General features: G+C 71.4%; 20 protein-coding genes. 11 read left to right on the top strand and 9 right to left on the bottom strand.

The window, feature by feature from the left end; all coding sequences use genetic code 11:
- Positions 1 to 13 precede the first annotated feature (13 nt).
- The 7 genes from dxr (at position 14) to AC3EUV_RS19345 (ending at position 7,848) form a co-directional block, all read left to right on the top strand.
- On the top strand, positions 14 to 1,279 hold the full coding sequence (gene dxr, locus AC3EUV_RS19375) for a 1-deoxy-D-xylulose-5-phosphate reductoisomerase (protein ID WP_432145849.1): 1,266 nt from the start codon (positions 14 to 16) through the stop codon (positions 1,277 to 1,279).
- Positions 1,276 to 2,577, top strand: a complete 1,302-nt coding sequence (locus AC3EUV_RS19370) for a M50 family metallopeptidase (protein ID WP_432145848.1) — start codon at positions 1,276 to 1,278, stop codon at positions 2,575 to 2,577. The genes dxr and AC3EUV_RS19370 overlap by 4 nt, the downstream gene beginning before the upstream one ends.
- Positions 2,578 to 2,771: 194 nt before the next feature.
- The gene (gene ispG / locus AC3EUV_RS19365) at positions 2,772 to 3,929 is read left to right on the top strand and encodes a flavodoxin-dependent (E)-4-hydroxy-3-methylbut-2-enyl-diphosphate synthase (RefSeq protein ID WP_042149495.1); all 1,158 of its coding nucleotides are present in this window, start codon (positions 2,772 to 2,774) and stop codon (positions 3,927 to 3,929) included.
- A 185-nt stretch (positions 3,930 to 4,114) separates the two neighbouring features.
- Positions 4,115 to 4,960 carry a GNAT family N-acetyltransferase gene (locus tag AC3EUV_RS19360; RefSeq protein WP_435603430.1) on the top strand — a complete coding sequence of 282 codons (846 nt, stop codon included), beginning with the start codon at positions 4,115 to 4,117 and terminating at the stop codon, positions 4,958 to 4,960.
- A 24-nt stretch (positions 4,961 to 4,984) separates the two neighbouring features.
- On the top strand, positions 4,985 to 5,521 hold the full coding sequence (locus AC3EUV_RS19355) for a GNAT family N-acetyltransferase (RefSeq protein WP_432145846.1): 537 nt from the start codon (positions 4,985 to 4,987) through the stop codon (positions 5,519 to 5,521).
- Positions 5,522 to 5,992: 471 nt separating this feature from the next.
- Positions 5,993 to 7,021, top strand: coding sequence for an ATP-binding cassette domain-containing protein (locus tag AC3EUV_RS19350; protein ID WP_435603429.1), 1,029 nt, complete (start codon positions 5,993 to 5,995; stop codon positions 7,019 to 7,021).
- Positions 7,018 to 7,848: an ABC transporter permease gene (locus AC3EUV_RS19345; protein ID WP_432146031.1), complete on the top strand. Its 831-nt coding sequence runs from the start codon at positions 7,018 to 7,020 to the stop codon at positions 7,846 to 7,848. Before AC3EUV_RS19350 ends, AC3EUV_RS19345 begins: the two co-directional genes overlap by 4 nt.
- Before the next feature lie 109 nt (positions 7,849 to 7,957).
- Here the strand turns inward: AC3EUV_RS19345 and AC3EUV_RS19340 are convergent, their stop codons facing one another.
- On the bottom strand, positions 7,958 to 11,338 hold the full coding sequence (locus AC3EUV_RS19340; RefSeq protein ID WP_435603428.1) for an AfsR/SARP family transcriptional regulator: 3,381 nt from the start codon (positions 11,336 to 11,338) through the stop codon (positions 7,958 to 7,960).
- A 173-nt stretch (positions 11,339 to 11,511) separates the two neighbouring features.
- Between AC3EUV_RS19340 and AC3EUV_RS19335 the strand changes: the two genes are divergently transcribed.
- Complete coding sequence (locus AC3EUV_RS19335) at positions 11,512 to 12,318, top strand: site-2 protease family protein (RefSeq protein WP_432146029.1); 807 nt, start codon at positions 11,512 to 11,514, stop codon at positions 12,316 to 12,318.
- 136 nt (positions 12,319 to 12,454) lie between these two features.
- Here AC3EUV_RS19335 and AC3EUV_RS19330 read toward each other — a convergent pair whose 3' ends face one another.
- The 7 genes from AC3EUV_RS19330 to AC3EUV_RS19300 all read right to left on the bottom strand — a co-directional run bounded on the left by AC3EUV_RS19330 (position 12,455) and on the right by AC3EUV_RS19300 (position 18,531).
- On the bottom strand, positions 12,455 to 12,664 hold the full coding sequence (locus AC3EUV_RS19330) for a hypothetical protein (protein ID WP_432146028.1): 210 nt from the start codon (positions 12,662 to 12,664) through the stop codon (positions 12,455 to 12,457).
- A gap of 78 nt (positions 12,665 to 12,742) precedes the next feature.
- Positions 12,743 to 13,474 (bottom strand): NADPH-dependent F420 reductase, encoded by a 732-nt coding sequence (gene npdG / locus AC3EUV_RS19325; protein ID WP_432146027.1) that lies wholly within the window; start codon positions 13,472 to 13,474, stop codon positions 12,743 to 12,745.
- A 79-nt stretch (positions 13,475 to 13,553) separates the two neighbouring features.
- The gene (locus tag AC3EUV_RS19320) at positions 13,554 to 14,402 is read right to left on the bottom strand and encodes a carbohydrate ABC transporter permease (protein WP_432146026.1); all 849 of its coding nucleotides are present in this window, start codon (positions 14,400 to 14,402) and stop codon (positions 13,554 to 13,556) included.
- Entirely contained in the window at positions 14,399 to 15,400 is a 1,002-nt protein-coding gene (locus AC3EUV_RS19315) for a carbohydrate ABC transporter permease (protein WP_432146025.1), read from the bottom strand. The genes AC3EUV_RS19320 and AC3EUV_RS19315 overlap by 4 nt, the downstream gene beginning before the upstream one ends.
- Positions 15,397 to 16,722, bottom strand: a complete 1,326-nt coding sequence (locus AC3EUV_RS19310; protein ID WP_432146024.1) for an ABC transporter substrate-binding protein — start codon at positions 16,720 to 16,722, stop codon at positions 15,397 to 15,399. The genes AC3EUV_RS19315 and AC3EUV_RS19310 overlap by 4 nt, the downstream gene beginning before the upstream one ends.
- Positions 16,719 to 17,642, bottom strand: coding sequence for a sialidase family protein (locus AC3EUV_RS19305; RefSeq protein ID WP_432146023.1), 924 nt, complete (start codon positions 17,640 to 17,642; stop codon positions 16,719 to 16,721). The genes AC3EUV_RS19310 and AC3EUV_RS19305 overlap by 4 nt, the downstream gene beginning before the upstream one ends.
- 202 nt (positions 17,643 to 17,844) lie before the next feature.
- Complete coding sequence (locus tag AC3EUV_RS19300) at positions 17,845 to 18,531, bottom strand: FadR/GntR family transcriptional regulator (protein ID WP_432146022.1); 687 nt, start codon at positions 18,529 to 18,531, stop codon at positions 17,845 to 17,847.
- 156 nt (positions 18,532 to 18,687) lie between these two features.
- On the opposite strand from AC3EUV_RS19300, the gene AC3EUV_RS19295 reads away from it, so the two are divergent.
- Positions 18,688 to 19,662 (top strand): dihydrodipicolinate synthase family protein, encoded by a 975-nt coding sequence (locus tag AC3EUV_RS19295; RefSeq protein ID WP_432146021.1) that lies wholly within the window; start codon positions 18,688 to 18,690, stop codon positions 19,660 to 19,662.
- On the opposite strand, the gene AC3EUV_RS19290 is transcribed toward AC3EUV_RS19295, so the two are convergent.
- On the bottom strand, positions 19,659 to 21,044 hold the full coding sequence (locus tag AC3EUV_RS19290) for a hypothetical protein (RefSeq protein ID WP_435603427.1): 1,386 nt from the start codon (positions 21,042 to 21,044) through the stop codon (positions 19,659 to 19,661). The two genes, AC3EUV_RS19295 and AC3EUV_RS19290, sit on opposite strands and share 4 nt — an antisense overlap.
- A 161-nt stretch (positions 21,045 to 21,205) precedes the next feature.
- On the opposite strand from AC3EUV_RS19290, the gene AC3EUV_RS19285 reads away from it, so the two are divergent.
- Positions 21,206 to 21,835, top strand: coding sequence for a hypothetical protein (locus tag AC3EUV_RS19285; protein ID WP_432146019.1), 630 nt, complete (start codon positions 21,206 to 21,208; stop codon positions 21,833 to 21,835).
- 70 nt (positions 21,836 to 21,905) lie between these two features.
- The gene (locus AC3EUV_RS19280; protein ID WP_432146018.1) at positions 21,906 to 23,300 is read left to right on the top strand and encodes an MFS transporter; all 1,395 of its coding nucleotides are present in this window, start codon (positions 21,906 to 21,908) and stop codon (positions 23,298 to 23,300) included.
- Positions 23,301 to 23,310: the final 10 nt, after the last annotated feature.

Here is a 23,310-nt window from a genome sequence, read left to right as displayed (position 1 = left end):
CACAATGGACCACATGACGGACTCCCTCGCCCACCCGCATCTGCGTTTCGAGCCGGCCGCCCCGCACCCCGGCGGCCCGCGCGACATCGTGATCCTCGGCTCGACCGGATCGATCGGCACCCAGGCGATCGACATCGTGCTGCGCAACCCCGACCGCTTCCGGGTGACCGCGCTCTCCGCGGCCGGCGGCCGGGTCGAGCTGCTCGCCGACCAGGCGCACCAGCTGCGGGTGACCGCCGTCGCCGTGGCGCGCGAGGACGCGGTGCCCGCGCTGCGTACGGCGCTGGCGGACCGCTACGGCGCGGGCGAGCCGCTGCCCGAGATCCTGGCCGGCCCCGACGCGGCCACCGACCTGGCCGCCTCCCCCTGCCACACCGTCCTCAACGGCATCACCGGCTCCATCGGGCTCGCCCCCACCCTGGCCGCCCTCAAGGCGGGCCGGGTGCTCGCGCTGGCCAACAAGGAGTCGCTGATCGTCGGCGGCCCCCTGGTCAAGGAGCTCGCCGCGCCCGGCCAGATCATCCCCGTCGACTCCGAGCACTCCGCGCTCTTCCAGGCGCTGGCCGGCGGCGACCGGGCCGAGGTCCGCAAGCTGGTCGTCACCGCCTCCGGCGGCCCGTTCCGCGGCCGCACCCGGCACGAGCTGGCCGGGGTCACACCCGAGCAGGCGCTGGCCCACCCCACCTGGGCGATGGGGCCGGTCGTCACCATCAACTCCGCCACCCTCGTCAACAAGGGCCTGGAGGTCATCGAGGCGCATCTGCTCTTCGACGTCCCCTTCGACCGCATCGAGGTCGTCGTCCATCCGCAGTCCTACATCCACTCGATGGTGGAGTTCACCGACGGCTCCACGCTCGCCCAGGCCAGCCCGCCCGACATGCGGATGCCGATCGCCCTGGGCATCGGCTGGCCCGAGCGGGTCCCGGACGCGGCCCCGGGCGTGGACTGGACGAAGGCGCAGACCTGGGAGTTCTTCCCGCTGGACGAGGAAGCCTTCCCCGCCGTTTCGCTGGCCTGCCGGGTCGGTGATCTCGGCGGCACCGCCCCCGCCGTCTTCAACGCGGCGAACGAGGAATGCGTGGCTGCCTTCCTCCAGGGCGGGCTGCCATTCACCGGGATTGTGGATACGGTCGCGGCAGTGGTCGCCGAGCACGGCACGCCCGCACGGGGAACCTCCCTGACGGTCGCGGACGTCCTGGAGGCGGAAACCTGGGCGCGCGCCCGCGCCCGCGAACTGGCCGCCCGTGCGGCACGGACACCTTCGGAGGCTCGCGCATGACGACCTGGATGACCATCCTCGGCATAGTCGTCTTCGTCGTCGGCCTGCTGTTCTCCATTGCCTGGCACGAGCTCGGCCATCTCTCCACGGCCAAGATGTTCGGTATCCGCGTGCCGCAGTACATGGTGGGCTTCGGGCCGACGCTCTTCTCCCGTAAGAAGGGCGATACCGAGTACGGCATCAAGGCCGTCCCGCTCGGCGGCTACATCCGCATGATCGGCATGTTCCCGCCCGGCGACGACGGAAAGCTCCAGGCCCGCTCCACCTCGCCGTTCCGCGGCATGATCGAGGACGCCCGCTCGGCGGCCTTCGAGGAGCTCCAGCCCGGGGACGAGAAGCGGCTCTTCTACACCCGTAAGCCCTGGAAGCGCGTCATCGTGATGTTCGCCGGGCCGTTCATGAATCTGATCCTGGCGGTCGTGATCTTCATGAGCGTGCTGATGGGCTTCGGCATCAACACCCAGACCACCCAGGTCGGCTCGGTCTCGGAGTGCGTCATCTCGGCGGCGGCCAAGACGGACAAGTGCCCGTCCGGCGCCAAGGACTCCCCGGCGAAGGCCGCGGGCCTGCGGGCCGGCGACAAGATCGTCTCGTTCAACGGCCACCCCGTGCCGGACTGGGGCGCCCTCCAGCAGCAGATCCGCGACACCACCGGGCCCGCGACCCTCGTCGTCGAACGGCACGGGGCGCGCAAGACCCTGCACGCCGACCTCATCGAGAACAAGGTCGCCAAGACCGACGGCCGCGGCGGCTATGTCCCCGGCGAATTCGTCACCGCCGGCTTCCTCGGCTTCACCCCGGCCAGCGGCGTCGTCCAGCAGTCCTTCGGCCAGTCCGTCGACCGCATGGGCAACATGGTCGAGCAGGGCGTCTCCTCGCTGATAAACCTGCCCGCCAAGGTCCCGGACCTGTGGGACGCGGCCTTCAACGGCGGCGAGCGCAAGCAGGACTCCCCGATGGGCGTGGTCGGCGCGGCCCGGGTCGGCGGCGAGGTCTTCTCCCTGGACATCCCGCCGGAGCAGCGGGTGGCGACCATGCTCTTCCTGGTCGCCGGCTTCAACCTCTCGCTGTTCCTGTTCAACATGCTGCCGCTGCTGCCGCTGGACGGCGGGCACATCGCCGGTGCCGTGTGGGAGTCGATCCGGCGGGCCTTCGCCAAGATCGTCCGGCGTCCGGACCCCGGGCCCTTCGACGTCGCCAAGCTGATGCCGGTCGCCTACGTCGTCGCCGGGATCTTCATCTGCTTCACGCTGCTGGTCCTGGTCGCCGACGTGGTGAATCCGGTGAAGCTGACCTGAAAGCAGGTTTGGCGGCGGCCGGGCGCCTCCGTGAGGTTTGGCCGGGCACCTCTGTGGCGTTTGGAGGTGCCCGGCCGTCCCATTCGTGGCACCACACGGGCGCGATGTGCTTGCCGCGACTCCTGTGCCGTAATCTCGAAGACCGGAGCCCGCCGCTGCGGGGCCTTGATCCACACCTTGGGGTTGCTCGCCAGATGACTGCCATTTCACTGGGAATGCCGGACGTACCGACGAAACTTGCCGACCGACGGGTCAGCCGCAAGATCCAGGTCGGTCCGGTCGCCGTGGGCGGAGACGCACCGGTCTCGGTGCAGTCGATGACGACCACGCGGACGTCCGACATCGGCGCGACATTGCAGCAGATCGCCGAGCTGACGGCCTCCGGCTGCCAGATCGTCCGGGTCGCCTGCCCGACGCAGGACGACGCCGACGCGCTGCCCGTGATCGCCCGGAAGTCGCAGATTCCGGTCATCGCGGACATCCATTTCCAGCCGAAGTATGTTTTCGCCGCGATCGACGCCGGGTGCGCCGCGGTCCGGGTCAATCCCGGCAACATCAAGCAGTTCGACGACAAGGTCAAGGAGATCGCGAAGGCGGCCGGTGACGCCGGCACCCCGATCCGGATCGGCGTCAACGCCGGCTCCCTCGACCGCCGCCTGCTCCAGAAGTACGGCAAGGCCACCCCCGAGGCGCTCGTCGAGTCCGCGCTGTGGGAGGCGTCCCTCTTCGAGGAGCACGGCTTCCGCGACATCAAGATCTCGGTCAAGCACAACGACCCGGTCGTGATGGTCAACGCCTACCGCCAGCTCGCCGCCCAGTGCGACTACCCCCTCCACCTCGGCGTCACGGAGGCCGGACCGGCCTTCCAGGGCACCATCAAGTCCGCCGTCGCCTTCGGCGCCCTGCTCTCCGAGGGCATCGGCGACACCATCCGCGTCTCCCTCTCCGCACCGCCCGCCGAAGAGGTCAAGGTCGGCATCTCCATCCTGGAGTCGCTCAACCTCCGCCAGCGCCGGCTGGAGATCGTCTCCTGCCCGTCCTGCGGCCGCGCCCAGGTCGATGTCTACAAGCTCGCCGACGAGGTCACCGCGGGCCTGGACGGCATGGAGGTGCCGCTGCGCGTCGCCGTCATGGGCTGCGTCGTCAACGGCCCCGGCGAGGCCCGCGAGGCCGACCTCGGGGTCGCCTCCGGCAACGGCAAGGGCCAGATCTTCGTCAAGGGCGAGGTCATCAAGACCGTCCCCGAGTCGAAGATTGTCGAGACCCTCATCGAAGAGGCCATGAAGATCGCCGAGCAGATGGAGAAGGACGGCATCGCCTCCGGCGAGCCGACCGTCGCCGTCGCCGGCTGACCCACGGCCACCACGGCCCGCAGCACCGCCGCCGAGCCCCGCGCCCGCCCCGGGCCGCGGGGCTCCGCGCTGCCGGGACAATCCGCCCCCGCAGCGGCCGGGTACTCCCGCGCGGGGGGAGGTAAAGTGCCAAGACCTGCTCCCGCCTGGCCTCCCAGGCCCGTAACGGTGAGGCTTTCCGACACGTGCTGACGACCACCGCCATCAAGGTCCTCGAGCCGGGGGAGCTCGACGACGCCCTCGCGGTCCTCGACCGCGATCCGGTCGCCAATGCCTTCGTCGCCGCCCGCGTACAGATCGCCGGCCTCGACCCCTGGCGGCTGGGCGGCGAGATGTGGGGCTGGTACGTGGACGGCCGCCTGGAATCGCTCTGCTACGCCGGTGCCAACCTCGTCCCCGTCTGCGCCACCTCCGAAGCCATCCACGGCTTCGCCGAGCGCGCCCGCCGCCAGGGCCGCCGCTGCTCGTCCATCGTCGGCCCCGCGGAAGCCACCGCCGAACTGTGGTCGCTGCTGGAGCCCTACTGGGGACCGGCCCGCGACATCCGGGCCCACCAGCCCCTGATGGTCACCACCACACCGTCCGCCGAGATCGCCCCCGACCCGTACGTCCGGCGGATCCGCAAGAACGAGATGGACCTGATCATGCCCGCGTGCGTGGCCATGTTCACCGAAGAGGTCGGCATCTCCCCGATGGCCGGCGACGGCGGACTGCTCTACCAGGCCAGAGTCGCCGAACTCGTCGGCGCCGGCCGCTCGTTCGCCCGCATGGAGAACGGCAAGGTCATCTTCAAGGCCGAGATCGGCGCCGCCACCCCGCGGGCCTGCCAGATCCAGGGCGTCTGGGTCGACCCCGCCTACCGCGGCAAGGGCCTCTCCGAGACCGGCATGGCCGCCGTGCTGAACTACGCCCTCAACGACGTCGCCCCCGTCGTCAGCCTCTACGTCAACGACTTCAACACCGCAGCCCGCGCCTCCTATCGCCGGGTGGGCTTCGAGGAAGTCGGAGCGTTCATGAGCGTACTGTTCTGACCCACCGCCTTGTACGCTCCGAGCATGGATGACGTCGCGGTCGGCCCCCTTGATCTCGCTGCCCGCGTGGATGACGCGCTGGCCGTCCAGGCGCTCGCCTTCGGCCTGAGCGACGAGGAGATCGCCGTCCGCCGGCACATCGTGCTGCGCCACCTCGGCTGCCCCGGCGCCCGCGCCCTCGGCGCCACCACCCCCGAGGGCCGGCTGGTCGGCTTCGTCTACGGGATGCCCAACGACCGCACCCACTGGTGGTCCACCGTCGTCGAGCCCTACCTCCGCAACGAGTGCCTCGACCACTGGCTCGACGACTCCTTCACCATCACCGAGCTGCATGTCCACCCCGGCTACCAGCACCGCGGCATCGGCCGCTCGCTGATCACCCGCATCACCGACGAGGCCGCCGAACCCCGCTCCATCCTCTCCGCCATCGACACCGAAAGCCCCGCCCGCCGCCTCTACCGCTCCCTCGGCTACCACGACCTGGCCCGCCGCGTCCTCTTTCCCAGCGCCCCCACGCCTTACGCGGTCATGGGCGCAGCCCTCCCCCTGAATCGCCCTTAACCCGCCTTCCCGCGTTTTTGTCTTTCCCGCCGTGGTGGTTGTTCGCCGTTGCGCCTGCGGCGGGCGGGGTTGTTGGTGGGTGCGGGTGGTGGGGGCTGGCCGCCGTGAAGCAATAGCCGGGCCCTACGGCCCGCACCGGACCACTACGGGTCCCCCGCCAAGGTTTTTCCCACCCTTCAACGGGAGGGGACGGGCCTGCGCGGGTGGGGTGTGCCGGACGTAAAGCGAAGCAGTCCGGCACACCCCACCCGCGCAGGCCCGTCACCGCACCCGAGAGCCCCGCGCAGCGGACCCGCCCGCCGCAGGCGCAACGGCGAGCAAGCCACAAACGTCGGCCGAGGCAAAGCGCAGCGGGGAGCACCGCGCAAGCGGGCAACAAACGGCGAGCAACAACCACGGCGAGAAAGCCAAAAACATGGGATGTAGGCGCCCTATCGGCGCCATGTCGGCGGCAGCTGACACCTTGAAGACATGACGCGACAGACGATATCCGCCAAGGGCGGCAACGCCGTGGAGGTGCGCGGCCTGGTCAAGCACTTCGGCGCGGTGAAGGCCGTTGACGGGGTGGACCTGAACGTGAAGGAAGGCACCGTGCTCGGGGTGCTGGGCCCCAACGGTGCCGGGAAGACGACGCTGGTGCGCTGCCTGTCCACCCTCGTGGTGCCGGACGCCGGCCGCGCCGTGGTGGCCGGCTTCGATGTGGTGCGCCAGCCGCGCGCGCTGCGCCGCACGATCGGCCTGACCGGGCAGTACGCCTCGGTCGACGAGAAGCTCTCCGGCTGGGAGAACCTCTACATGATCGGGCGGCTGCTCGATCTGTCCCGTAAGGACGCCCGCCGGCGCGCGGACGAGATGCTGGAGCGGTTCTCGCTGACGGACGCCGCCAAGCGGGCCGCCGCCAAGTACTCCGGCGGTATGCGCCGCCGGCTCGACCTGGCCGCCTCGATGATCGGCCGGCCGGCGGTGCTCTTCCTGGACGAGCCGACCACCGGGCTGGACCCCCGCACCCGTAACGAGGTGTGGCAGGAGGTCCAGCGGATGGTGCGCGAGGGCGCGACGGTGCTGCTGACCACCCAGTACATGGAAGAGGCCGAGCAGTTGGCGAACGAGCTGGCGGTGATCGACCGTGGCCGGGTGATCGCCGAGGGCCGGGTCGACGAGCTGAAGGCCAAGGTCGGCGGGCGGACGCTCCAGATCCAGCCGTCGGACGAGAGCGAGCTGGGCCGGATGGTCACCGCCATCGAGCAGGCCGGACTGGACGGCATCGCGGGGGCCACCGCTGACCACCACGGGGGAGTGGTCAACGTGCCGATCATCAGCGATGAGCAGCTGACCGAGGTGGTCGGTCTGCTCAGCCGGCAGGGCTTCACGCTCGCCGGGATCAGCACCCATCTGCCCAGCCTGGACGAGGTGTTCCTGGCCATCACCGGCCAGAAGACCTCCCCGGCCGATATATCCGAGGACGACATGGACCAGCAGTACGCGGAGGTGTCGGCATGACTGCCGCGACGATGACGGCGCCGCTCGCCAAGCCCGGCGCCGACGAGGGCCGGATCGGGCTCCGCGCCAATCTGCGGCACATCGGCGCGCTGGTGCGCCGCAACGCCCTGCAGATCAAGCAGGACCCGGAGTCGATGTTCGACGTCCTACTGATGCCGGTCGTCTTCATCCTGCTGTTCACCTACGTCTTCGGCGGTGCCATCGCCGGCAAGGGCAATCAGCACGGCTACCTCCAGCATCTGGTGCCCGGCATGATGGCGATGATGGGCATGAACATCGCCATGGCGGTGGGCACGGGCGTCAACGAGGACTTCCGCAAGGGCGTGATGGACCGCTTCCGGACCATGCCGATCGCCCGGTCCTCGGTCCTGATAGCCAAGATCGTCGTGGAGATCGGCCGGATGCTGGTCGCCACCGCGATCCTGCTCGGCATGGGCTTCCTGATGGGCCTGGAGATCAAGGGCAGCATGCTCGCCTTCCTCGCCTCGATCGTACTGTCCACGGTCTTCGGGGCGGCCCTGATGTGGATCTTCATTCTGCTGGGGCTCTCCGTGAAGACCCCGCAGGCGGTCCAGGGCATGGCGATGCTGGTGCTGATGCCGCTCCAGTTCGGCTCGTCAATCTTCACTCCGACGACGAAGATGCCCGACTGGCTGAAGGGCTTCACCGAGGTCAACCCGCTCTCCAACCTGGCGGACGCGGCCCGTGCACTGGTCAACGGCGAGGGCGCGGTGGCGCACCCGACGCTGGTCACGCTCGGCTGGGCGGTCGCCATCACGGCGATCACCATGCCGCTCGCGGTGCGGAAGTTCCGTACGAAGACCTGAGGCGCGTCCCGCGGGGGAGAGCTTGCTTCCCCCGCGGGACGGCCTTGGTCAGCCATCGGGAAGCCGTCGGCCCAGTGCCACGAGACGGCGCACTCCCGCCCCGCTCGTGTCAGATGAGGGCGGTGGCCTCCCCTAGGGAGAGGCCACCGCCTTCGGCGTACGCGCGGGCGTACGCCGTATCGCCCAGCAGTGCCCGCGCCGCCGCCTCCGTACGCGCCCGGTCCCTGCGGATCAGCTGCGGCGCCACCTGGCCGTCCGCCCGCAGTGCGTCGTACGCACCCACCAGACGCGCCGCGTCCCGGCCCCCAGCGGCGCCCCGCTCAGCCATCAACACCCGTGCGCCGGTGAGGAGTTGGACCACCGGAAGGTCCGGGGCGATCATCTGCGCCATGGAGTCCTGCAACAGCTCCATGGCCTGCCGGAACCTCGGCAGCAGTCCCTCCCGGTGCCCCTCGTCCACATCCAGCGAGATCAGCAGGGCCTGAAGCATCCCGGAGAAGACGTCGGGGGCGCGCGGGGCGAACAGCTCCTGGACGTGCTGGAGTTCGGTCCGCGCCTCCTGGAGGCGACCCGTCTCCGTCAGCCGCATCGCGAGGGTCAGCCGCGCGAACGGCTCGGTGTCCCGGCCACTGTTGCCCTTCGCGGCGTCGGCCAGCACCTCGCGCAGCATCCGCTCACCGGCCTCCGCCTGGCCGTCCTCGATCAGTACGGCGCCCAGCCGGCAGCGCAGCAGCAGGATCTGGCCGTGTGCCCGCAGGTCCTCGGCATGCACCATCGCCGCCCGGTAGTCGTCCGCCGCCGCCCCGTACGCACCTCGCCTCTCATGGCTCTCGCCGCGTCCCGACAGCGCCTCGGCCGCGCCCCAGGTGTCGCCGAGCCGGAGGAAGAGCCGCAGCGCCTCGTCGGCATCGCGGGCCGCCTGCGCCAGCCCGCCGGGGTGGTCGTTGAAGACCTTGGAGCGCAGCTGGAGGGTGTAGGCCAGCTCCCAGTCGTAGCCGAATTCGCGGCAGGCCCGCACGGCGCCGTCGACCAGCTCCGCCAGCTCGTCGACCCGCCCGGTGGCCATCACCGCGTAGAACCACATCACGCCGGGCACCTTGCAGGTCTGCGGCATGCCGGGACGGTAGGCGGCGAGCAGCCCCGCCAGCTCCTCCTTCATCGCCGGATCGCTCAGCGCCGCGATATCGCTGTCCATGCTGGCGAGCACGACCAGCCGGACCTCACGGCGGGCCTCCAGCAGCTGCTCGGGAGCCATCGGCGGCGGTCTGTCGATGGGGCTCTCGTGCAGGTCGGGGGCGGGTTCGGCGGGCGCGGCAAAGGGGTTGGGGCCGAGGGCTGCGGCCGCGGTCGCCCAGTGCCGGGCATCGCTGCGGTGGTCCCGCAGCGACCAGAACCACTGGAGGGACAGCACCAGACACAGCGCCTCGTGCTCGTCCCCGGCGGCCAGGGCCCGGCGCAGCGCGGTGCGCAGGTTGTCGTGCTCCAGCTCCAGCCGCTCCATACCGGCGCGCTGGCCGGGTCCGCGCAACAACGGGTCGGTGGTACGGGCCAGTTCGCGGTAGGCGACGAGATGCCGGCGCTCGGCACCGGCGCGCTCCCCCGCCTCGTCCAGCCGCTCCCCGGCGTACTCCCCCACGGTCTCCAGCAGCCGGTAGCGCATCTGCCCGGCGGCGCCGGCTTCCTGGCCGGCCGGCGCCGCCACCACCAGCGACTTGTCGATCAGCGAGCCGAGCAGCCCGGCCACCTCGCGTCCGTCGACCCCGTCGCCCGCGCACACCTCCTCCGCGGCGGTCAGATCACACCCGCCGGCGAAGACGGACAGCCGCCGCAGCACGGCCCGTTCGGGCTCATCGGTCAGCTCCCAGGACCAGTCCACGACGGCGCGCAGCGTCTGCTGCCGGGGCAGCAGGGTCCGGCTGCCGCTGGTCAGCAGCCGGAACCGGTCGTCGAGGCGGTCGGCCAGCTGCCGCGGCGAGAGCAACCGCAGCCGGGCGGCGGCGAGTTCGATGGCAAGCGGCAGCCCGTCCAGCCGGCGGCAGATCTCGGCGCAGGCCGCCGGGTCGTCCTCGACCCGGAAGCCGGGGCGGGCGGCCGCCCCGCGGTCGGCGAGCAGCCGCAGCGCGACCGGGTCGGGCAGCGGCTCGACCGGCCGCAGCACCTCACCCGGTACGGCCAGCGGCTCCCGGCTGGTGGCCAGCACCGTCACCCCGGGACAGTCGGCCAGCAGCCGCTCGGTGAGCTCGGCCGCGGCGTCGATCACATGCTCACAGTTGTCGAGGACGAGCAGCATCCGGCGGCCCGCGCAGTGCTCGGCGAGCCGGGCGAGCGGGTCCAGCGCCGTCGGGTCGCCGGCGGCGCGCAGCCCCTCCGCGGTGGTGCCGCGGACGACGGTCTCGCGGGCGCCGAGGGCGGTCAGCACGGCCTCGGGCACGGTCTGCGGATCGTCCACCGGCGCCAGTTCGGCCAGCCATACGCCGTGCGGCCAGGCTTCCGGCGAGGCGGCCGCGGCGGTCTCGGCGCCCTCCTGGGACAGCCGGGTCTTCCCGGCGCCACCGGGGCCCAGCAGCGTCACCAGCCGGTGCGCGGCCAGATCGGCGCGGATCGCCGCCAGATCGGTGTCCCGCCCGACGAAGGAGGTGAGCCGGGGCCGGAGATTGCCGGGGCGGGGGTGGGAGTGGGGTTGGGGGTGGGGCTGGGGGGTCCTGGGGTGGTCGGTGGCCGGGGCGCCGGGTATCAGGGGCGGCGGGGGATTCGTCGGCGGATGCGGTGGCGGGGGCCGGAGCAGCTCCGCGTGCAGGGTGCGGAGTTCCGGGCCCGGGTCGGCGCCGAGGCGTTCGGCGAGGCCGATGCGTATCTCCTCGTAGGCCGCCAGGGCCTCCGCGGTGCGGCCGGCGGCGCGCAGGGCGTGCAGCCGCAGGGCCTGGAGGGGCTCGTCGAGGGGGTGCTCCTCGCACAGCGCGAGGAGGGTGGGCAGCGCCTGGGCGGCCCGGCCGAGGGCGAGATCGGCGGCGAGGCGGGTGCACTGGGCGTCCAGCCGGCGGCGCTCGGCACGGGCCACCTCGACGCCCGCGTCCGGGAGATCGGCGAGGACCGGGCCGCGCCAGAGCGCCAGGGCGTCATCGAGCAGGGCGGCGGCCCGCGCCGGATCCGCGTCGGCCAGCGCCCGGCCGCCCTCCGCCGCGAGACGTTCGAAGCGGTGCAGATCGACGGCGTCGGGCTCGGCGCACAGCCGGTAGCCGCCGTCGACCGAGGCGATCTCGGCATGGCCCAGGGCGCGGCGCAGCCGGCCGACCAGTGCCTGGAGTGCCCCGGCCGCGTCGGCGGGCGGGTCCGCGCCCCAGATGTCGCCGATCAGCAACTCCGGGGACAGCGCCCGGCCGGGTCGCAGCGCGAGGGCGGCGAGCAGCGCACGCAGGCGTGCGCCGCCGAGGGCGACGGGGGTGCCGTCGGCCCGTCCGGCCTGGGTGGTGCCGAGAATTCCGTAATGCACCGGCCCATTGTCGTGCAAGGCGGAAGCCGGAAGGTATCGGCTTTCGATTTCGGGGCACGGGCACCGGGAGGAGGGGTCCCGCGGACGCGGCAGTTCCGCGGGGACCGTGCGCCGCGCGCCCCACCGCGGTTACGGTCATGGCTGCCCCTCACCAGAATCCGGGAGCCCGCACCATGACCACAGCAATCCGGCGCGCCGACCGTCGCGTCAGCCCGGTCTTCCTCGCGCTTGCCGCCGTCATGGCGGTGTCGGGGTGGGCCGTGTGGAACGGGACGCTCGGGGAGTACACCGGTGTCGCGGTGTTCTGCTTCGTGGTGTCCGGGTGGGTGGTCTCGCTGTGTCTGCACGAGTACGCCCACGCGCGCACCGCGCTGCACAGCGGTGACATCTCGGTGGAGGCGAAGGGCTATCTCACCCTGAACCCGCTGAAATACACCCATGCGCTGCTGAGCATCGTGCTGCCGGTGATCTTCGTGATCATGGGCGGGATCGGGCTGCCGGGCGGTGCGGTGTTCATCGAGCGCGGCCGGATCCGGGGGCGCTGGCGGCACAGCCTGATCTCGGCGGCCGGGCCGCTGACGAACATCCTGTTCGCGGCGGTGTGCACGGCGCCGTTCTGGCTGCACGCACTGTCGGGCGTACCGGCCGTGTTCCGCTACGCGCTGGCCTTCCTGGCCCTGCTCCAGGTGACCGCGGCGATCCTGAACTTCCTGCCGGTCCCGGGGCTGGACGGCTACGGCGTGCTCGAACCCTGGCTGTCGCGGAAGCTGCGGCGGCAGGTGGAGCCGTTCGCGCCGTTCGGACTGCTCGCGGTCTTCGTCTTCCTGTGGGTGCCGGAGGTCAACCGGGTGTTCTTCGACCTGGTCGACGCGATCCTGCGCGGCCTCGGCGTCTCGGAGCTGGAGACCTACATCGGCCAGGAGTACTTCCGCTTCTGGCAGGGCGCACCGCAGCTCCCGCAGACCGGCGGGTTCTTCTGAGGGCGGGATCTTCCGAAGGCGGGGCACTACTGGCGGCGGGGGCCGCGCGCGTCTGACGGCGCGGGCCGGCGCCGAAGGCCGGGCGTCAAGGGGTAATGACTCCCGGCGGCTGGGCGACGGCGCGGGCCCTCGGGCCTCAGCCGGCTGCCGTGGACCGCTGGATCTTCGCCTTGCGGAGGTAGAACCACGCCATGTTGCTGGAGATGCCCGCCAGCAGGATCCAGACCACGCCGACGAAGCTGCCCTCCACGAAGGCGACGACCGCCGCGGCGACGGAGAGGACGCACACGGCGAGGGCCATCAGGGCGAGGCGCCGGGCCGGGCCGGGCGGGGGCAAGAGGGACATGCGGGCGGCTCCTGTCGGGAGTGGTCGGACCACCCCAGTGTCCCCCATGCCGGCGCTCCCCCGCCCCCTCCCCCTCCCTCAGACGTCCGTGACCCGCAGCCCCGCGTGGGCCTTGTAGCGGCGGTTGACCGAGATCAGGTTGGCGACCAGCGACTCGACCTGGTGGGCGTTGCGCAGCCGGCCGGCGAAGACGCCGCGCATACCGGGGATACGGGCGGCGAGCGCCTGCACCACATCGGTGTCGGCGCGGGACTCGCCGAGCACCATCACATCGGTGTCGATCTGCTCGACCTCCGGGTCCTGGAGCAGCACCGCGGACAGATGGTGGAACGCGGCGGTGACCCGGGCCCCGGGCAGCAGGGCCGCGGCCTGCTCGGCGGCGCTGCCCTCCTCCGGCTTGATCGCGTAGGCGCCCTTCCGGTCGAAGCCGAGCGGGTTGACGCAGTCGATGACGAGCTTGCCGTCCAGCTCGTCGCGGAGCGCCTGAAGGGTCTTGGCATGGCCCTCCCAGGGCACCGCGACGATCACGACATCGCTGCGCCGGGCACATTCGGCGTTCTCCGCGCCCTCGATGCCCAGGCCGAGTTCCCCGGCGGCGGTCAGCGCGCGCTCGGCGGCCCGGGAACCGATGATCACCTTCTGGCCGGCCCTGGCCAGCCGGTAGGCCAGGCCGCGGCCCTGGTCGCCGGTGCCGCCGAGGACGCCGACCACCAGACCGGAGACATCCGGGAGGTCCCAGGGGTCGCGCTGGAGGGCTGCCTTCGCACGGGTCGCGGCGTTCGGGGACCGGGAAGCGTCAGAAGTAGTCATGACAGCGATACTGTCACGCTCCGGCGGCGAGCCGGCCATGCCCTCGACGGCAATCCGGCCCACACGGTCCCCCCGCCCCTCACGCCTTCACGCTCCCCTCGGTCAGCCCCGTACGCCAGTACCGCTGGAGCACCGTCATCAGCACCATCAGGGGCACCACGGACAGGAACGCACCGCCCACCGTGTACTGGTAGAGCACCGGTTGGCGGTCGGCGTAGCCGGTCCAGGAGGTCAGGCCCAGCTGGATCGGGTAGAGGCCGGAGTCCGAGAGCATCACCAGCGGCAGGAAGTAGTTGTTCCAGATGTGGACGAACTGGAAGAGGAAGACGGTGACCAGCGCCGGGGTCATCAGCCGCAGCCCGAGCCCGCCGAAGATCCGGGCCTCGCCCGCGCCGTCGATCCGGGCCGCCTCCAGCAGCGAGTCGGGGACCGCGGCGGCCGCGTAGATCCGGCACAGATAGACGCCGAACGGGCTGACCATGCCGGGGATCAGCACCGCCCAGTAGGTGTTGGCCAGTCCGATCGCGCTGAAGAGGAAGTAGAGCGGCAGGGCCAGTGCCGTGCCGGGGATCAGCACCCCGGCGAGCACCACGTTGAACAGCGCCTCCCGGCCGCGGAACGGGAACTTCGCCAGCGCATAGCCGGCCGCGGCGGACAGCAGGGTGGCGCAGACCGCGCCGGCTCCGGCGTAGAGGAGGGAGTTGGCGAACCAGCGGGCGTAGGTGCCGTGGTCGTAGGTGAGGACGTCGAGGAGGTACGCGACGGGGCGCGGATGGTCGGAGAACCAGAAGCCGAAGGTGCCGAAGAGGTCGGCGCTGTTTTTGGTGGCGGAGACGGCCAGCCAGTAGACGGGCACCAGGAAGTAGAGCGCGGCGATGGTCAGCAGGGAGGCGGTGATGATCCGGTAGCGGACCGGGGGCCGGGTCATCCGTGCTCCTTCCCGCGTCCGCCGACCAGCCGCAGAAAACCGAAGGACAGCACGCACGCCACCAGCGCGAGCAGGACCGCCTCGGCCGCCGCCGCGTGCTGGTTGTTGCCGACGAACGCCTCGCTGTAGGCGTGCAGGTTCGGGGTGAAGCCGGAGTCGATGGAGGAGGCCAGCGGGCGCAGCACCATGGGTTCGGCGAAGAGCTGGAGGGTGCCGATGATGCTGAAGACACCGGTGAGCACCAGCGCCGGCCGGATCAGCGGGAGTTTGATGTGCCGGGCGACCTGCCAGGCGCTCGCCCCGTCGATCCGGGCGGCCTCGTACAACTCCCCCGGTACGGCCTTGAGCTGGGCGATCAGCACCAGCATGTTGTAGCCGGTGAACTGCCAGGTGACGATGTTGGCGAGGGACCACAGGACGGTGCCGCGGGAGAGGAAGTCGAGGTCCCAGCCCACGGCGCCGGCGATCTTCACCAGCGGGCTGATGCCCGGTACGTACAGGAAGCCCCACAGGATCGAGGCGATCACGCCGGGCACGCCGTACGGCAGGAAGAAGGCGCTGCGGAAGAACGGGACGCCGCGGGCGCTCGCGCTCTCCAGCAGCAGGGCCAGGGCGGTGGCGAGCACGATCATCAGCGGGATCTGGACGGCGCCGAAGAGCAGCACCCGGCCGAAGCCGGTCAGGAACCGGTCGTCGGCGAGCGCCTGTGCGTAGTTGGTGAGGCCCGCGAAGACCTCGTGCTCCTGGCCGCCGAGGCCGAGCGGGCCGGTCCGTTCGGTCGTGAACAGGCTCTGGTGGAGGGCGTAGCCGATCGGGGCGAGGAAGCAGAGAGCAAAGAGGGCGAAGAAGGGCAGCACGAACGCGGTCGCGGCGCGGGCGTTGCGGGCCTCGGCGCGGGAGGCGCGGCGCCGGGGTCCGCGGCGGTTTTGGCGGGCCGGCCGCGGGGTGACCGCCGCCGGCCGGCCCGGGGTGTCCCGGCTCAGCACCTCCCGGTTCATCCGCTCTCCACCTTCAGACCCTTGCCCTTGAGGTCGGCGAGGGTCTGGCCCTGCACCTTGGTCAGGACCGAGCGGAAGGAGCTGCCGTCGGCGAGCGCGTCGGTGAAGGCGTCGCCGAGCCGCTGGTAGAGGGTGTCCACGCCGGGTCCCCACCGCCAGCTGGTGTCGACATGCGCGCCGGCGTCCGCGAAGACCTTGCTGTACGCCTGGCCGCCGAAGAAGTCCTTGTCGACGTCGAGGTCGGTGGTGGCGTACCCCTTCTTGGCGCTGGGGAAGCCGTAGCCGCCGTCGATCAGCAGCTTGATCGAGTCCGGGTCGGTGTTGAGCCAGACGGCGAAGTCCAGGGCGTCCTTGGGGTAGCGGGCCTTGGCGAAGACGGCGGTGGTCGAGCCGCCCCAGTTGGCGAAGTTCTGCTCGCCCGCCTTCCACTGCGGCAGCGGCGCGGCCCGCCACTTCCCCTTGGTGCCCGGCGCGTTGCCGACCAGCAGGGCGTCGCCCCAACTGGCGCCCACCCAGGCGGCGATGGCGCCGGTCTGGAGGTCCTTGTACCAGGCGTTCTGCCGGTCCGGGATGGTCTTGACGAGCTTCCGCCGGACCAGGGACTCCCAGTAGTCGGCGACCCGGCGGGTGGGTGCGTCATCGAGGTGCACGATCCAGGTGTCGCCCTGCGTCCGGTACCACTTGGCGCCGGCCTGCCAGGCGAGGCCGGCGAAGCGGTTGCCGTTGGTGGGCGCGAAGGTCTCGATCCAGGCGCCCTTCCTGCGGACGGCCTTGGCGGCGGTCTCGTACTCGTCCCAGGTCCGCGGGGCCGGCACGTCCCATCTGTCGAAGAGGTCCTGGCGCAGGAACAGGCCCATCGGTCCGGAGGCCTGCGGGATGGCGTAGAGGCTCTTGCCGAAGACGGACTGCTGCCACTGCCAGCCGGAGAACTTGTCCTTGTGACGGGCGGCGCCGAGCGGGGCGAGGTCCAGCAGCCCGTTGTCGAGGAGGAAGCTGGGGACCACCGGGAATTCGATCTGGCCGAGGTCGGGCGGGTTGCCGGCCTTGATGGCGGCGTGCATCTTCGCGTACTGCTGGCCGTTGACGGCCGACACCTTCTCGACCGTGACCTGGACGTCCGGGTTCCGGCGGTTCCACAGGTCGACGGGCTTGTCGATGCCCGGCACCCAGGACCAGAAGGTCAGGCTGATCTTCTGGCCCTTCTTGCGCTCCTCGGGCGCCCGGCCGTCGTCGCCGTCGCCGCAGCCGGCGAGCGCGAAGCCGGCGGCGAGGGCGGCCGCCCCGCCCAGGACCGTTCTGCGGTGCAGGGGATTGCTGGTCATGTCGGCTCCTCCACGGGGATGCGGCGGAAGGTGATCGTCGAGTAGGCGCTCAAGTCGCCCGTCTCGTAGAGCAGTCCGACGCTGTCGCGGTCGAGGCGGACGAGGTCGGAGTAGGCGGCCGGGAGCCCGGTGACGGTGTGCGCGGTCCTCCCCCACGCTCGGCTTCGCTCGCGCGGGGGGACCCCCATGGTCAGCCCGCCGTCGCGGCTGGTGCGCAGGGTCATCAGGGCGCGGGCCGACGGGTGCGCCGGCCCGGAGAACAGCAGCGCGCCGCGGTCGCCGTGGGGCAGAGCGCTGCCCTGGACGGCCGGTCCGGTGAGCCCGGCCTGCGGCCGGAAGGGGCGGGTGAGGTGCTCGCCGCCGTCCGTCGAGACCGTGTCGACGCGCCGCCGGGCGGCCGGGGCCTCATTGCGGGCGTTCAGATAGACGCTGCCGTCGGCGAGTTCGGCGGCGGTGGTCTCGTTGGGGGCGACCGCGCGGTCGGTGTCGCTGTCGGTGTCGCTGCCGCTGTCGGTGTAGCCGATCCGCCAGGTGGCGCCGTCGTCGTCGCTGTGCTGGAGCCGGACGCGGCGGCCGTCGGCGGGCGGGACCTGGCCGCGGCGGATACGGTCCTCGGTGGCGTCGGCGGCGTTGTGGACCTGGAGGAGCAGTAACCGGCCGCTGTCGAGAGCGACCGGTGCGGGGTTGCCCGCGGTGCCGGTGCCGTTGCGGGCGACGACCTGGAGGGGGCCCCAGGTGCGGTCGCCGTCCGCGGACCGTTTGAGGACGAGGTGGATGGTGCCGGAATCGGCGGCCGAGGTGACCCGGCCCTCGGCGAAGGCAAGGAGGACCCCGGAGCGTGCCCGGACCACGGCGGGGATCCGGAAGCTGGTGTACCCCTCGGTCCCGGCCCGGTACGGCACTGAGCTCTCGTACGCCATGGGTCACCCCCAATGGGCAAGGACGTAGGATGTCCCTCGTCCTGCGGCGACCATAGGGAGTGCCCAACTGGCCGTCAAGACGCCCCACATGACGCCTTGCCGGGTCGGCAACGGGCACCCCGACACCGGGTGATATCCCGGTGAACGGGATCGGTCACCCCCGCACCGGTGCCGTGGGCGCGCACTGCCGCGCGCCCCTGGGTCACTGCTCGGACAGCCGCCGCCGGATGCCGTCGAAGTGCCGGTGTATGGCCTTCACGGCGCGGTCGCCGTCGCCCGCCTCCAACGCGTCCACGATCTCCTGGTGCTGACGGTACGTCACCATCGGGTCGGGCCGGTCGTCGGAGAGGTCCTCCCGCACCCGCCGCAGCGCCGCCCAGAACGCGTCCAGCACCTCGCTCAGCAGATGGTTGCCCAGCGAGCGGTACAGGGCGAGATGGAAGGCCCGGTCGGTGGCGCTCTGCACCTGCCCGCCGCGCGCCTCCTCCGCCATCCGCTGCACCAGTCCCTTGAGGACGGCGAGATCCCCGGCGGGCAGATTGCGGGCGACGGCGCCGATCAGGCCCGCCTCCAGCGCCTCCCGGACCTCCATCAGCTCGTACAGGCTCGACTCACCCTGGTGGTGGCGGACCGCGGCGCGGAAGGCGACGCCCTCGACGAACGGCTCCAGGGTGAGCGGGCCGACATAGGTACCGAAGCCGTGCCGGATCTCCACGATGCGCATGGCCTGGAGCGCCTTGAGCGCCTCACGCACCGAGTTGCGGCTGACGTCGAGCAGGGCGACCAGCTCGGCCTCGGTGGGCAGCGGATCCCCGGGCGTCAGCCGGCCCTTCAGGATCAGCTGCTTGATCTGGGCCTGCACATCCTCGGACATCGTCCCTCGCGCCATGGATCTCCCTCTCCCGCTCCCGCGTCTGCCGTGCCGCCGGCCCTCCGCCACCTGCCCCGCCGTGACCGCTGATCCTTGACCGACCGCCCGTGAACAGGTCTATTGTGCTCGACATAGGACATCCCATGTCCTGTCCGACCGGAGCCCGGAGCCCTCATGGCACTGCCCGCCCCCCTGCACGGCGTCATCCCGCCGGTCTGCACCCCGCTGGACCCCCGCGGCGAGATCGACACCGCCTCTCTGACACGCCTGGTGAACCACCTCGTCGACGGCGGCGTGCACGGCCTGTTCGCGCTCGGCTCCACCAGCGAGGTCGCCTACCTCACCGACGCCCAGCGCGGCACCGCCCTGGAGGCCGTCATCAAGGCCGCGGACGACCGGGTTCCGGTGCTCGCCGGGGTCATCGACACCACCACCCCCCGGGTGCTCGACCACGCCCGGACCGCCGCCGCGCTGGGCGCCGACGCCCTGGTCGCCACCGCGCCCTTCTACACCCGCACCCACCCCCGGGAGATCGCCGCCCACTTCCGCCATCTGCGCACGGCCGTCGACCTGCCCCTCTTCGCCTACGACATCCCCGTCGCCGTCCACAGCAAGCTGTCCCCGTCGCTGGTGCGGGAGCTGGCCGAGGACGGCACGCTCGCCGGGCTCAAGGACAGCAGCGGCGACGAGGGCTCGCTGCGCCGCCTGCTCACCGCGCTCGGCGGCCGCACCGCCCGGAACACCGGCCCCGCCCCCGGCTTCTCGGTGCTCACGGGCTCCGAACTCACCGTGGACGCCGCCCTGTTGGCGGGTGCCGACGGAGTCGTCCCCGGTATCGGCAATGTCGACCCGGCGGCCTATGTACGCCTCTACGACGCCGCCCGGGCCGGCGACTGGGAACAGGCCGCCGCCGAACAGGAACGCCTGGTCACCCTCTTCTCCCTGGTCGACGTCGGCCCGGAGACCGAGATGGGCCGCAGCTCCTCCGCCCTGGGCGCGTTCAAGGCGGCCCTCCACCTCCTCGGCGTGATCGACCGGAGCGCCACCGCCTTCCCCCAACGCCCGCTGAGCGACGACGCCGTGGCGGAGGTAGGACGTCGGCTCACGGAGGCGGGACTGCTGAAGCGGGGCGGCCAGGACGGCCCTTAGGGACTCACCCGCATCTCGGCGATGCTCTCGGTGTTCTGGTCCCGCACCAGGGCATCGATCGCCTCCGCCTCCTTCTCCTCCTTCTTGAACTGAGCCGGTCTGCCCTTGAATTCATGGTCGGCGGACTGGAATCGCGTATACAGGGACGCCATCCGCTCCTTCCGGTTCACCTTCTTCTGCGCTTTCGCCAGCAGCCTCTTCTGCGCCTCCTTCACCTTCGACGGGAAGAAGCTGATCGTACGGGCAATCGGCTGATCGCCGAGCACCATGCGCATCAGACTCTGCGAAGGCAATCTGGTCTGGGTGCACTTGGCACTCCCGGGCGCCTCCGGAGCAATTTCCAGGGAAAACTTTCCGCTGCATGTGCCGGACGTTGTCGAGTCGCCGGTATGGGTCAGCGTCGAGAGATGGACGACGAGGCGCACCATGTCCTGCTTGTCGCCTCGCGCATCGAACACAAATGACTTGTACCACTTCTGCCCCGGCATCAAGATTTCGCCGGACTGCATGACATCGTCGAACGTCAAGAGCGATACATACTTACCCAGGTGCGTTTGGTTCGCGGTGGCCCCGTCCAGCTTCTCGACCACGTTCTGTGCGGACATTCCTTCGGCTGACTGCATGTGGTAGCCGCGCACCGTATACATGGCACCGAGAATATCGGCGGGCGCCGACCCTTCGTTGTGGAGGGTGATTTCCCCCCGCAGGTGCGAGACCCCGCGAGAGTGCCCCAGCTCAGCGAGGCGCGAGGTCACACTCACGCGAGGGCTGTCGTGGGTCGGCTTGTAGAAGTTCATGTACCAGAACTGGATCACTCCCGCCAAGGGCAGCAAGGCGATGGCCGCCGTTCCGACCTTCGACAGCTGGATATGGTCGAAGGCGAAGGCGCGGACGATGACGGTCACCGCAAAGGCGACCAACAAAACCGCGACAACCGTCACCAGCAGGTCCCAGAATTCATCGTGAATGGGACTGTAGATCTCGACCCATACGGGAATGAAGAGCATGGGAATGGAGGACGCCTGGGCGACCAGCACGACCGGCTCCCGCCACGCTTCCACCGCCCCGCTTCGGCGATGCTGGTGAAACGTCTTCTGGAGCTCCCGGAAGACGCGCCAGGCAGCGACCCCGTTCAGGATGGCAATCACGATCCGAAGCACCGCCGAAACAACCTGTTCCCGCGGATACTTGATCACATCATAGATGGCACTGCCGGAAAACAGCAGGGCTTCGAAGACGAGGACGGCACAGAGCAGCTGCACCCGCCTCCGGGGCGGAAATACCTTGTTCCAGAGGGACAGCAGGGAATGCCACGCACCTTTCATGCCGCGTGCGGAAGCATTCACCGCGCCTTTCATCCAGCGTGGGGGAAATGTGGGCATGGCCCAAAGTTAAGAGCAGCCCGATCGGCTCTCCGCGGCGCCGCGCGGCAATTGCCCCGGATGGGCCCCTGCCGACGCCGCGCACACCCCCAAGTCCCGTACGGGTGACACCGGTTGAAACGCCAACCGAAACGGGCCGGGCTGCGGCACCATTCCGGAGCATGGATGCCGTACGGGTCGCAATGCTGCGTGAGGTCCTCGCGGGGACCGAGTGGATTCAGGCCACCCGCCGCTTCGCCGGGGCGCTGCGGGGCGCCGTCGTCCCGCACGGGGGCGGGCTGCTGCTGGTCGGCAGTGCCGCGTACGAGCCCTGGCATCTGGCCGCGCATCTGGACGACGAGGCCGCCTGGTCGGGGCTGCCGGAGTTGTCACCGACTCTGGTGCGACACCGTGTCCCGGGCGGGGCGCCGGCCCATCTGGCGGTCGGGCTGGGCCGGTTGGAGGCGGCCGGGCGAGGTGAGACGCTGCTGGTCGTGGCGCCGGGGCAGCCGGGTGCCGAGCTGCTGGAGCGGGTGCACGACGCCCGCCGGAACGGCGCCACGGTGCTCGCCCTGGACGACGGCGACCGCGATCTGCATGCCCTGGCCCATGACGCGCTCGCCGCGCCCCCGGCCCCGCCCGACGCGGCCGCCGGGGCCTCGCCGGACCTCGACCTGGACACCGTCCAGCATCTGGTGAGCGCGGCCGCCGGCGAGAACAGCCTGCCCGCACCCCGCGGCCGCCGCCGCTTCCGCGACCGTCTGGCCCGTCTCGCCGATCAGCTGACCGCCCCGCCACCGCCTCGCTGGTAGTCCTCCGCCCCACCCGCGCACCGGAAATAACCCTTTGCGCCGTTCCGCGCCCAAGGGTGAGGGTGCACGGGTGACTTCGGACGGCCCCCCACTTCCCTCCCCCTCACCGGCCGCCCGGCGGCGGCCGGCCGCACTGCTGCCGGACCTGGCGCCCTGGCGCTCCTCGCGCGACTTCCGGCTGCTGTGGTGCGCGGGCGCGATCACGGTCTTCGGCACCTTCCTGACCGTCGTGGCGCTGCCGCTCCAGTTGAAGGAGCTGACCGGCTCCACCCTCGCGGTCGGCGCGCTGGGCGCGGTGGAGCTGGTCCCGCTGCTGGTCTTCGGGCTCTACGGCGGTGCGCTCGCGGACTTCGTGGACCGCCGCCTGCTGATCATCGGCAGCGAGCTGGCGCTCGGCCTGATCTCCGCGTTGCTGCTCCTCAACAGCCTGCTGCCGGATCCGCTCGTGTGGCCGCTGTACGCGGCGGCCGCGATGTCCAGCGCACTGACCGGGCTTCAGCGGCCGGCCCTGGACGCGATGGTGCCGCGGATCGTGCGGCACGACCAGCTCGCCGCGGCCGCCGCCCTCAACTCCCTGCGCTGGCAGATCGGCGCCATCGCCGGACCGGCGCTGGCCGGCGGACTGCTGGCCCTCGCCGGGCTGCGCTGGGCGTACGCCATCGACGCGGTCACCTACCTGCTCTCGGCGCTGCTGTCCCGGAAGCTGGCGCCGTCGCCCGCCGCGCACGACGCCGAGAAGCCGTCGTTGCGCGGGATCGCCGAGGGCGCGCGCTACGCCTGGAGCCGCAAGGAACTGCTCGGCACCTACGCCGTCGATGTGATCGCGATGCTCTTCGCCTTCCCGCTGGCGATCTTCCCGTTCCTCGCCGATGAGCTCGATGCGCCGTGGTCGCTGGGCATGATGTACGCGGCGCTGCCCGCCGGGGCGCTGCTGGTGAGCCTGACCAGCGGCTGGACCACGCGGGTCCACCGGCAGGGCCGGGCGATCGTGCTGGCGGCCGCCGGCTGGGGGCTGGCGATCGCCGCCGCCGGGCAGCTGCGCCAGGTCTGGCTGGTACTCCTGCTGCTGGCTCTGGCCGGCGCCTTCGACATGATCAGCGGCATCTTCCGCTCGGCGCTGTGGAACCGGACCATCCCCGACGAACTGCGCGGCCGGCTGGCCGGCATCGAGCTGCTGTCCTATGCGACGGGCCCGCAGCTGGGCCAGGTCCGGGTCGGCGGAATGGCGGCCCTGATGGGCGTGCGGGCGTCGGTGTCGGCGGGCGGTCTGCTGTGCTTCGCCGGGGTCGGGCTGCTGGCGCTGGGGCTGCCGAAGCTGCGGGCGTACGACTCCCGGACGGATGAGCACGCCCGGCGGATGCGGGAGCGCCGGGCCGCCGCGGAAGGTCCCCGGGCGGACGACCGGGCCGGCGCCGACGCCGCCCCCGGGGCCGGCACTCAGGACACGGACCCGGCGGCGGTCTGAGTACGGGCCG

The sequence above is a fragment of the Streptomyces sp. bgisy130 genome (assembly GCF_057708345.1).
This window is presented reverse-complemented; position numbering and strand designations above follow the sequence as displayed.